The 10,617-nt window shown below is 55.0% G+C and carries 8 protein-coding genes; 5 read left to right on the top strand and 3 right to left on the bottom strand.

Features of this window, described 5'->3' with window-relative positions:
- Window positions 1-607: 607 nt before the first annotated feature.
- Complete coding sequence (locus HMPREF2954_RS04645; RefSeq protein ID WP_045074790.1) at window positions 608-2,173, bottom strand: SulP family inorganic anion transporter; 1,566 nt, start codon at window positions 2,171-2,173, stop codon at window positions 608-610.
- A gap of 118 nt (window positions 2,174-2,291) precedes the next feature.
- Entirely contained in the window at window positions 2,292-2,966 is a 675-nt protein-coding gene (locus HMPREF2954_RS04640) for a carbonic anhydrase (RefSeq protein ID WP_045074787.1), read from the bottom strand.
- Between the two features lie 378 nt (window positions 2,967-3,344).
- On the opposite strand from HMPREF2954_RS04640, the gene HMPREF2954_RS04630 reads away from it, so the two are divergent.
- The 4 genes from HMPREF2954_RS04630 (at window position 3,345) to recJ (ending at window position 8,607) form a co-directional block, all read left to right on the top strand.
- Window positions 3,345-4,586: an aromatic amino acid transporter gene (locus HMPREF2954_RS04630; protein WP_045074782.1), complete on the top strand. Its 1,242-nt coding sequence runs from the start codon at window positions 3,345-3,347 to the stop codon at window positions 4,584-4,586.
- 249 nt (window positions 4,587-4,835) lie between these two features.
- Window positions 4,836-6,338, top strand: a complete 1,503-nt coding sequence (gene pta / locus HMPREF2954_RS04625; protein ID WP_070689023.1) for a phosphate acetyltransferase — start codon at window positions 4,836-4,838, stop codon at window positions 6,336-6,338.
- Between the two features lie 146 nt (window positions 6,339-6,484).
- Complete coding sequence (locus HMPREF2954_RS04620; RefSeq protein WP_045074777.1) at window positions 6,485-6,760, top strand: DUF1289 domain-containing protein; 276 nt, start codon at window positions 6,485-6,487, stop codon at window positions 6,758-6,760.
- 146 nt (window positions 6,761-6,906) lie between these two features.
- Window positions 6,907-8,607: a single-stranded-DNA-specific exonuclease RecJ gene (recJ, locus tag HMPREF2954_RS04615; RefSeq protein ID WP_070689022.1), complete on the top strand. Its 1,701-nt coding sequence runs from the start codon at window positions 6,907-6,909 to the stop codon at window positions 8,605-8,607.
- 236 nt (window positions 8,608-8,843) lie between these two features.
- Here recJ and mltG read toward each other — a convergent pair whose 3' ends face one another.
- Complete coding sequence (gene mltG, locus HMPREF2954_RS04610) at window positions 8,844-9,839, bottom strand: endolytic transglycosylase MltG (RefSeq protein WP_045074771.1); 996 nt, start codon at window positions 9,837-9,839, stop codon at window positions 8,844-8,846.
- 129 nt (window positions 9,840-9,968) lie between these two features.
- Between mltG and ampD the strand changes: the two genes are divergently transcribed.
- Window positions 9,969-10,541: a 1,6-anhydro-N-acetylmuramyl-L-alanine amidase AmpD gene (gene ampD, locus HMPREF2954_RS04605; RefSeq protein WP_045074768.1), complete on the top strand. Its 573-nt coding sequence runs from the start codon at window positions 9,969-9,971 to the stop codon at window positions 10,539-10,541.
- Window positions 10,542-10,617: the final 76 nt, after the last annotated feature.

Here is a 10,617-nt window from a genome sequence, read left to right as displayed (position 1 = left end):
CCCCGTCCGGCGGGGGAAGGTTAGGATGGGGGGGTTGCGGATGTACGGCAATAAAGGGCAAGAGCCACCCTCTCCCCAACCCTCTCCCGCCGGACGGGAGAGGGGGCGGATTCTCGTGGGCAAAGCCCACGCTACGGTTATTCCACAAACCAACGCAAAAAATTCCGCTATGGGTTTTCTCCAACTTTAGGAGTTGCCCGACGGTGTAGCGTGGGCTTTGCCCGCGAATCCTATCGTATTGAGGCGATAATGGATTTAAAGTATCAGAATACAAAGAGGTCGTCTGAAAAGATTGAGATAGGTTTTTCAGACGACCTCTTTCAGTTACAGCAACCTGATCCCTTCCCCCGTCCGGCGGGGGAAGGCTAGGATGGGGGTGGCTTGCGGATATACGGCAATAAAGGGCAAAGAGCCACCCTCTCCCCAACCCTCTCCCGCCAAACGGGAGAGGGGGCAGATTACTGGATGCCGCCGTTACTGCTTTTTAGTGTCGTATTGAGGCGATAATGGATTTAAAGTATCAGAATACAAAAAGGTCGTCTGAAAATCCTCCAAAACAGGTTTTTCAGACGACCTCTTTCTTCTCCTACTCATTCCAACGCGATTTCTAAATACTCGCGCTATGCCCTACCCGCACATGGCTGTGGTGGTCGCGGCCTTCGTGGTCGTAGTCGGATTTGAAGCCTTTGAGCACGACGTCTATGTCGTTTTCTTTGGCGAAGACGTTGGCGAAGTCTTCAATCAGTTCCAATACGTCGCCGGCGATGTAGGACGAGCGTTCGGCGTTGATGGTTACTTTCGAACCCGGACGGATGTTTTTCAGGGTTTTCTTGATGGCGGCTTTGTTCAGGAACGAGACTTCTTCTGCCAGCTCTAAGCTGATTTCGTCGGCTTCGGCGAGTTCTTCGCGGCTGAGGTAGTAGGCGCGTTTCATGTTGCCCTGAAGGATGAAGATGATGCTGATGGCGAGCCCGATACCGACGCCTTTGAGCAGGTCGAGCGCGACGACTGCGGCGAGGGTGGCGGCGAAGGGGATGAACTGGTACAGCCCTTTATGCCAGAAATGCAGGAGGGTGGCGGGTTTTGCCAGTTTGTAGCCCACCAGCAGCAAGACGGCGGCGAGGGTGGACAGGGGGATCATATTGAGGATAAAAGGAATCGCCAAAACGCACACCAGCAACAGGACGCCGTGGATAACGGCAGACAGTTTGTGCGTCGCACCTGCATTGGCATTGGCGGACGAGCGCACGACGACGGAGGTAATGGGCAGTCCGCCGATGAGCGAGCTGACGATGTTGCCTGCGCCCTGAGCGCGCAATTCGCGGTTGGTGTCGGTAATGCGGCGGTGGGTGTCGAGGCGGTCGGCGGCTTCGATGCAGAGCAGGGTTTCAATCGAGGCGACGATGGCGATGGTGATGCCGGTCATCCAAACGTAGCTGTTGCCAAAACCTGAAAAGTTGGGCAGCGTGAGCATAGCTGCGGCTTCGCGCCATGTGTCGGGGACGGGTAGTTGGACGAGTTGTCCGGCGGGAATGGCAAGGCTGCTGCCGCTGGCGACGAACCATTGGTTCATCAGTATCCCCGCGCCCACAGCAACCAGCGCGGCGGGCAGGGCTTTGATGTTTTTCAGCGCGGGGATTTTGTCCCATACGATTAGGATCGCCATCGATACGCCCGCTACCAAAAGAGAGCCTGTGTGGATGTCGGCAAACAGTGCGGCAGGATCGGCGAGGCTGCCGCTGCTGCCCAAGGCAAACGGAATCTGTTTCATGATGATAATCACGCCGATGCCCGCCAACATGCCTTCAATAACGGACACGGGGATGTATTCGGCAAGGCTGCCGGCACGGATGAAGCCGAGCAAAAGCTGGATGGCGCCGGCGATTAAGCCCGCGCACAGAAACAACTCGAACGAACCGAGTTCGGTAATCGCGGCAAGGATAGTCGCCGCCAAGCCTGCGGCGGGGCCGGAAACGCTGATGTGCGAGGTACTGAGTGAACCGATGACGATACCGCCGACGATGCCCGCCAACACGCCGGACAAAGGCGGCGCGCCGGAAGCGAGCGCGATGCCGAGGCACAACGGCAGGGCGACGAGGAAGACAACCAGTCCGGAAGCAAAATTGGACTTGAACAGGCTGCCCAAAGGCTGTTTTTTCTGATGGGGTTTCATGGTGAGGGGTACTCCTGATGTGTGTATGTTTTTGTATTTGAGAGGATTGGGGCAAATCAAGGTCGTCTGAAAAATCAGGACGCTTGTTCAAACTGATTTTCAGACGACCTCCGAGCCGTCAACCCGCTTTCTTGCGCGCGTTGACCACCCATTCTGAATCGGTGAGGTCGTAGATTTTTTGAATGTCGGCGAGGATGTTTTTGAAATCGATGTTCAAATCGATGAGGCGGCCGGTACGCAGATCGAAGACCCAGCCGTGCACGATCGGATAGCCGTCGAGCAGGTAACGTTCCTGCACGCACGCCATTTTGATGACGTTGAGGCACTGTTCCTGCACGTTCAATTCGACCAGGCGGTCGTAGCGCAGGTGTCCGTCCTCAATCGCGTCCAGTTCTTCCTGATGCAGGCGGTACACGTCGCGGATGTTGCTCAACCACGGATTCATCGTACCAAAATCTTCGGGCAGCATCGCCGCTTTGATGCCGCCGCAGTTGTAGTGGCCGCAGATGATGATATGTTTGACTTTCAGATGCGAGACGGCGTATTCGATGGCAGAGGCGGCACTCATGTCCAAACCGTGCACAAGGTTGGCGACGTTGCGGTGCACGAACACGTCGCCCGGCTCAAATCCCATCAGCTCTTCCGCCGCGACGCGGCTGTCGGAGCAGCCGATGTAGAGGTATTCGGGATTTTGCCCGTCGGCGAGGTCTTTGAAGTAATCGGGGCATTGCTGCCTCTTCGTTTCCTGCCATTTGCGGTTGTTCTCAAAAATGACTTCGTATGATTGGCTCATGCGGCTTCCTTTCTGCTTGATGTGTCGTCTGTTTTTTTGTTACCGCACCCTGTTGCGGATGCGGCCTCTGTAAGGGTTGCGCATTCTAGGAAGGCAAAATTAGAGAAAAATTAGCCATAAAATGCCGTATAAATATGTAAATTCGGCATTTTCAAGCAAAAGGTCGTCTGAAAACCCTTTTTCAACCCAACCAAATAAAAAAGGAGAAACCGCCGTTTCTCCCTATCTTTCAAAAAATTAAACCGTCCTCGTCCACACGCCGCCGCCCCGTCCGAAACGCCCCTACTGTCTGCCATTCCCCGCAATTTTCAGACGACCTCCTTACCAATCCTTACACTTTACGGCATAATGGCGGACTGTTTTTCCGAGGAGAATTCCATGTCCGTCAAAACCCCGTCGCTATTCGGCGGCGCCATGATTATCGCCGGTACAGTCATCGGCGCAGGTATGCTTGCCAACCCGACCGCCACTTCCGGCGTCTGGTTTACAGGCTCGCTGATTGTGTTGCTTTACACTTGGTTTTCCATGCTCTCCAGCGGCCTGATGATCCTTGAAGTCAACACCCACTATCCGCACGGCGCCAGCTTCGACACCATGGTCAAAGACCTGCTCGGACCGACTTGGAACGCCATCAACGGCATTGCCGTCGCCTTCGTTTTATATTTACTTACCTACGCCTACATCTTCGTCGGCGGCGACTTGACCGCCAAAGGGCTGGGCAGCGCGGTAGGCAGCGACGTTTCGCTCACCGTCGGACAGCTTGTCTTCTTCGGCATCCTCGCCTTTTGCGTGTGGGCGTCGGCACGGCTGGTCGATCGCTTCACCAGCGTCCTCATCGGCGGCATGGTGCTGACCTTCATTTGGGCGACCGGCGGGCTGCTTGCCGATGCCAAACTGCCCGTCCTCTTCGACACCCAAGCCCCCGCAGGCACGAGCTACTGGATTTACATCTCCGCCGCCCTGCCCGTCTGCCTCGCCTCCTTCGGCTTCCACGGCAACGTCTCCAGCCTGCTCAAATACTTTAAAGGCGATGCGCCCAAAGTCGCCAAATCCATTTGGGCAGGTACGCTGGTCGCGCTCGTGATTTACGTCCTGTGGCAAGTCGCCATCCAAGGCAACCTGCCGCGCAACGAATTCGCCCCCGTCATCGCCGCCGAAGGGCAAGTCTCCGTCCTCATCGAAACCCTGTCCAAGTTCGCCCAAACCGGCAGCATGGACAAAGTGTTGACCCTCTTCTCCTACATGGCGATTGCCACCTCCTTCCTCGGCGTAACGCTCGGCCTCTTTGACTACATCGCCGACATCTTCAAATGGAACGACAGCGTGTCCGGCCGCACCAAAACCGCCGCCCTCACCTTCCTGCCGCCCCTGATTTTCTGTCTGTTGTATCCAACAGGCTTCGTTACCGCCATCGGCTACGTCGGTCTGGCGGCAACCATTTGGACCGGCATCATCCCCGCCATGCTGCTCTACCGTTCGCGCCAAAAATTCGGCGCAGGCAAAAACTACAAGGTTTACGGCGGATTCGGGCTGATGGTTTGGGTTTTCCTCTTCGGCGTCGTCAACATCGCCGCGCAGGTATTGAGCCAGCTCGAACTCGTCCCCGTGTTCAAAGGCTGACAACCCAACCGCACAAGAGGTCGTCTGAAAACCCCATCAAAGGTTTTTTCAGACGACCTTTTCTATATTTTGCATAGACAGTATCAGCCCCTTAAAAATCCATTGCATTTTCGCTCAATCCATTAACATTTAACCTTGTTGGAAACACAGTTTGTTTGTTAGTATTAAGCCATTGCCGTTACATCCGCATCACGGCGGCGACGGACAACCTCCAAGACGGACAACCTCCAAATAGAAAGGACACATATCATGGCTAAATTATTGGTCGCTCCGGTATCCGCCGGTTTGGACGTGGCAGCAGCAAGCAAAGCCTTTGCCCAAGCTTTGGGCGCGCAAGTTTTCCAACCGCTCGACGCATCCGCCGAAACCCTGTTGGCGCAAGGCAAAAGCGACGACTGGTTTGACGCTGTGGTCGGCAAAGCCGTCGCACTCAATACCGACAAACTCGTTATCGAAGGTATCGCCCCCGATGCGGACAAACTCTTCCTCTCCGGCAAAAACGTCGAGCTGGCGCTGTCTTTGGATGCAGGCGTAGTCTTGGCATTGCAATCCGACAATGCCGACGCAGCCGAAGCGGCACACCGAATCAACCTTGCCAAACAGCTTTACACCAACTCTCCGGGCCTCTTGGAAGGCTTCATTATTGAAGGCGCGGCAGCATCCGTAGGCGAAGAAGTTGCCCGTCTGACTGGACTGACGTTCTACGGTTCAAGCAGCGCGCTCAAAGACGTATCTGTTTTGGCAAAACGCGAGGCCTCCCGCCTGTCTCCCGCCCAATTCCGTTACAACCTGATTGATTTTGCCCGTAAAGCCGATATGCGCATTGTCCTGCCCGAAGGCGCAGAACCGCGTACCGTCGCCGCAGCCGCCATCTGCCACGAAAAAGGCATTGCACGCTGCGTTTTGCTTGCTAAACGCGAAGAAGTTGAAGCCGTTGCCAAAGAACGCGGCATCAACCTGCCTGACTCTTTGGAAATCGTCGATCCCGCTGCATTGGTCGAACAATACGTCGAGCCGATGTGCGAATTACGCAAATCCAAAGGTCTGACCCCTGAAGACGCCCGCAAACAACTGCAAGACACCGTTGTCCTCGGCACCATGATGATGGCGCAAAACGACGTGGACGGCTTGGTATCCGGTGCCGTTCATACGACCGCCAACACCATCCGCCCCGCCTTGCAGCTGATTAAAACCACACCGGGCGCAAGCCTCGTGTCCAGCGTATTCTTCATGCTGCTGCCCAACCAAGTCCTCGTCTTCGGCGACTGCGCGGTCAACCCGAATCCGACACCCGAACAGCTTGCCGATATCGCCATCCAATCCGCCGATACCGCCAAAGCCTTCGGTATTCCGCCAAAAGTTGCCATGATTTCTTACTCTACCATCAACTCAGGCAGCGGCCCTGATGTCGATGCCGTGATTGAAGCGACCAAACTGGCGAAAGAAAAACGCCCGGATTTGGAAATCGACGGCCCGCTGCAATACGATGCGGCTACTGTGCCTTCAGTCGGCAAAAGCAAAGCCCCTGAAAGCACCGTCGCCGGTCAGGCAAGCGTCTTGATTTTCCCGAACCTCAACACCGGCAACTGTACTTACAAAGCCGTACAACGCAGCGCCAACGTCCTGAGCGTCGGTCCATTGTTGCAAGGTTTGCGCAAACCGGTCAACGACCTTTCCCGCGGCGCATTGGTAGAAGACATCGTCTTCACCATCGCCCTGACAGCGGTTCAGGCAAAACAAATGGCAAACTGATTACTTGATTTTTTAAAGTAAACAAAGGTCGTCTGAAAACCATCAATAAGGTTTTCAGACGACCTTATATATTCGGACGGTACATACCTGGCCGAAACCCTGCACCTTGGCTATACTCTTTCAGACGACCTTTCCGCACCTTCATTATGGAACAACCCGATTTCTTCCCCATCCCCAGCCCCTGCATCGGCGTATGTGAAGCCAACGAAAAAGGCTATTGCAAAGGTTGCCTGCGCAGTCGTGAAGAGAGATTGTATTGGCAGCAGATGACGGACGACCAAAAGCACCAAGTCATGCGCCTGCTGCATATGCGCAAAACCAAAATCCGCAACAAAAAACTCGATTTGCTGAGACAACAGGAAGAACGGGAAGAAATACAGCAGGACAATTTGTTTGATGACAACTTTGTCCCGGAAACTTAAAACGAGAAAGAGGTTCCCCTTCTCTTTCACAATAAAAGGTCGTCTGAAACCAGGCAGCAGATTTTGGTTTGCTTTTAGGTTTTCAGACGACCTTTCCCGCCTTAAAATACATCCCCTCAAATACAACTATACCCCGTCCACACACCATGCCCGTCAAAATCCAAACCCGCCCCGTCAACCAAAACGTCCTCGATGATTTGCTCACCGCCGGCGCCGACCCTTTAATCGCCCGCCTGTGCGCCTCGCGCGACGTGCAGAGTCCTGCCGAATTGGACGACAAACTCGCCGGCCTTCTGCCTTATCAATCGCTGACACATTGCGAAGCCGCCGCCCGCCGTCTGGCGGATGCCATCGAGCGCAAGGAAAAAATCCTGATTGTCGCCGACTACGATGCCGACGGCGCGACCGCGTGTTCCGTCGGCATGAGCGGTTTGGCGGCGATGGGCGCGGCGGTGGATTTCCTCGTACCCAACCGCTTCGAACACGGCTACGGCTTAACGCCCGAGCTTGCCGAAATCGCTGCCGCGCAAGGCGTGGATTTGCTGATTACGGTCGATAACGGCATCGCCAGCATCGCAGGCGTGGCGCGGGCGCAGGAATTGGGTTTGGACGTGATCGTTACCGACCACCACCTGCCCGCCGAAACCGTGCCCGACTGCATCATCGTCAATCCGAACCAAAAAGGCTGCGGCTTCCCCAGCAAAAGTCTGGCGGGCGTGGGCGTGATTTTTTATGTATTGATGGCGTTGCGTGCCGAATTGCGCCGCCGCGATTATTTTTCAGACGACCTTAGAGAACCGAATCTGGGCGAACTTTTGGATTTGGTCGCACTCGGCACCGTCGCCGATGTCGTCCCCCTCGACCACAACAACCGTATCCTCGTGTCGCAAGGTTTGAAAAGGATGCGTTCCGGCAAAATGCGTCCCGGCATCCGCGCCTTGTTTGAAGTGGCGCGGCGCGACTGGCGCAAAGCGCAGCCTTTTGATATGGGTTTTGCACTGGGTCCGCGCATCAATGCCGCCGGACGGCTCGACGATATGTCGGTCGGCATCGCCTGCCTCTTGGCGCGCGACGACGCGGAAGCGCAGGCATTGGCGACGCAGTTGAACGACCTTAATATCGAACGCCGCGAAATCGAGCAATCCATGTTGCAAGACGCGCTGAACGCCTTTCCAGAAACCCTGCCTTCAGGTCAGACGACCCTGGTCGCCTACCGCGACGACTTTCATCAAGGCGTGGTCGGCATCGTCGCCAGCCGCCTCAAAGACCGCTTCTACCGCCCGACCATCGTGTTCGCCCCTGCGGACAACGGCGAAGTGCGCGGTTCGGGCCGCTCTATTCCCAACCTGCACCTACGCGACGCTTTGGATTTGGTATCCAAACGTCACCCCGATTTGATTTTGAAATTCGGCGGACACGCGATGGCGGCGGGCTTGAGCATACTCGAACACAACATTCCCGCGTTTCAGACGGCCTTTGAAGAAGCCGTGCGTGAAATGGTGTGCGAAGACGATTTGTCGCAAACCTTCATCACCGACGGCAGCCTGAAAGCCTGCGACATCACGCTGGAACAGGCGCAAAACCTCGCCCGCCATGTTTGGGGGCAAGGCTTCGCGCCGCCGAGCTTTACCGACGAATTTCACGTCGTCCGCCAGCAACCCTTAGGCGCAGAGGGCAAACATAAAAAAGTCTGGCTGCAAAAAGACGGCTACGAATTTGAAGCCATGTTCTGGCGGTGCAGCGAAGACATCCCCGAATACATCCGCACGGTTTACCGCCCCGTGGCAAACGAATGGCGCAATCAGATGGAATTGCAGCTTTATATCGATTATTGGGAAGCGGCTTAAGGCTTGCGAAAGATATAGTGGATTAAATTTAAATCAGGACAAGACCGACGAAGCCGCAGACAGTACATATAGTACGGAACCGATTCACTTGGTGCCTCAGCACCTTAGAGAATCGTTCTCTTTGAGCTAAGGCGAGGCAACGCCGTACTGGGTTAAAGTTAATCCACTATAAAAGGTCGTCTGAAACCGAAGATTAGGTTTCAGACGACCTTTATGCTCTTGAAGCTCAGTTCAACCTATTTCTTCAAAATATATTTGCGTACGGCGGCGTTGTGTTCTTCCAGATTATGGCTGAACTGGCTCAAGCCGGTGCCGTCCATTTTGGAGACGAAATAGAGGTATTTTTCATTCGACGGATGCGCGGCGGCATCAAGGGCGGCTTTGCTCGGCAGGGCGATGGGGGTCGGGGTTAAGCCGCTGCGGGTGTAGGTGTTATACGGCGTATCGCGCTGGAGGTCGGCTTTGCGGATTTTGCCTTTATACGCGCTGCCCATGCCGTAAATCACGGTCGGATCGGTCTGCAGGCGCATGCCGATGTTGAGGCGGTTGACGAATACGGAAGCAACATGGGCGCGGTCGTCTTCGTGGGCGGTTTCTTTTTCAATCAGGCTCGCCATAATCAGCATTTCATACGGATTTTTGTAGGGCAATCCGCTTTGGCGATCTTCCCAAGCGTCGTTCAGACGACGTTGCATGGTTTGATAAGCGGTTTGGTAGATTTGCAAATCGCTGCTGCCTGCGTCGATTTCATAGCTGTCGGGGAAGAACTGGCCTTCGGGATTGCTGCTGAGCGCGTCGGGGGCAATCGCCTGCATGAGTTCCGCATCGCTCCAGCCGCGTGTTTTGTGTTCGATGTCGGGGGTGTTATCGATGATTTTACGCATGGTGGCAAAACGCGAACCTTCGACGATTTGAACGGTAACGGCATCGGGTCTGCCGTTGCGGATTTTCTGTAAAATGCCCCAGGCGGAAATATTGGAAGGGAGGCGGTATGAGCCGGCGTTGAGTTTGTTGTGTGCGCCTATCAGGTAGGCGGCTGCGACCAGCACATGGCGGTTGTAAACGACTCCGTCTTCGGCAAGCGTACGGCTGACGGAAGAGATACCTTGGTTTTTGGCAATTTTGATGCGGTATGCTTTGCCGTTGTCTTTGGGAACGAACAGCAAGGCGGCGAACACGGCGGCAACGGCAACAAAAAATACCGCAAACCATTTCAACATTTTTTTCAGCATGGTAGGATTTTTGATCTGTGAACGTCGTGCGACAGTATAACCGAAATGCGCGCCTTCTTCCCTGCGTGCCCGCCCGACGTATGTTTTTTCCGCCTCAGTGGTCGTCTGAAATAAAGGGTCGTCTGAATTATGAATCTTCCGTCCGAATGCCAAGACATTGACTGGCAACAAGGCTGGTGGCAGCCTGCCCGCCGCGCGTTTTCGCCGAACTTCGAGCCGCGTGCAGAATCAGAAGCCGTGTCGCTGGTGGTTTTACACAATATTTCGCTGCCGCCTTTCGAATATGGGACGGGCGCCGTGGAAAAGCTGTTTACCAACCGCATCGACCCCGACAAACATCCGTTTTTCAGCGTCATCCACACCTTGCGCGTTTCCAGCCACTTCTTGATTACCCGCGAGGGCGAGGCGGTGCAGTTTGTTTCTTGCGACGATATGGCGTACCACGCGGGCGTGTCGTCGTTTCGCGGACGCGAAAAGTGCAACGCGTTTTCGGTCGGTATCGAATTGGAAGGCTGCGATTTCGAGCCATTTACCGAAGCGCAATATCAAACGCTGGAAACCCTGCTGCAAGCGTTGATCGGGCATTACCCTATCACCTCCGTTACCGGCCATCAAAACATCGCGCCCGACCGCAAAACCGACCCCGGCCACTTTTTCGACTGGCAAAGATTGCAGGCAGCAGGTTTTCCGGTTGTCCGTTAATCGCTCAAAAATGCCATATAGCATTTTTCAGACGACCCTGCCCCATTTTGAGCTATCATTCGCGGCATTTGCTGTC

The organism is Neisseria sp. HMSC067H09, from assembly GCF_001814135.1.
Taxonomy (GTDB): Bacteria; Pseudomonadota; Gammaproteobacteria; order Burkholderiales; family Neisseriaceae; genus Neisseria.
This window is presented reverse-complemented; position numbering and strand designations above follow the sequence as displayed.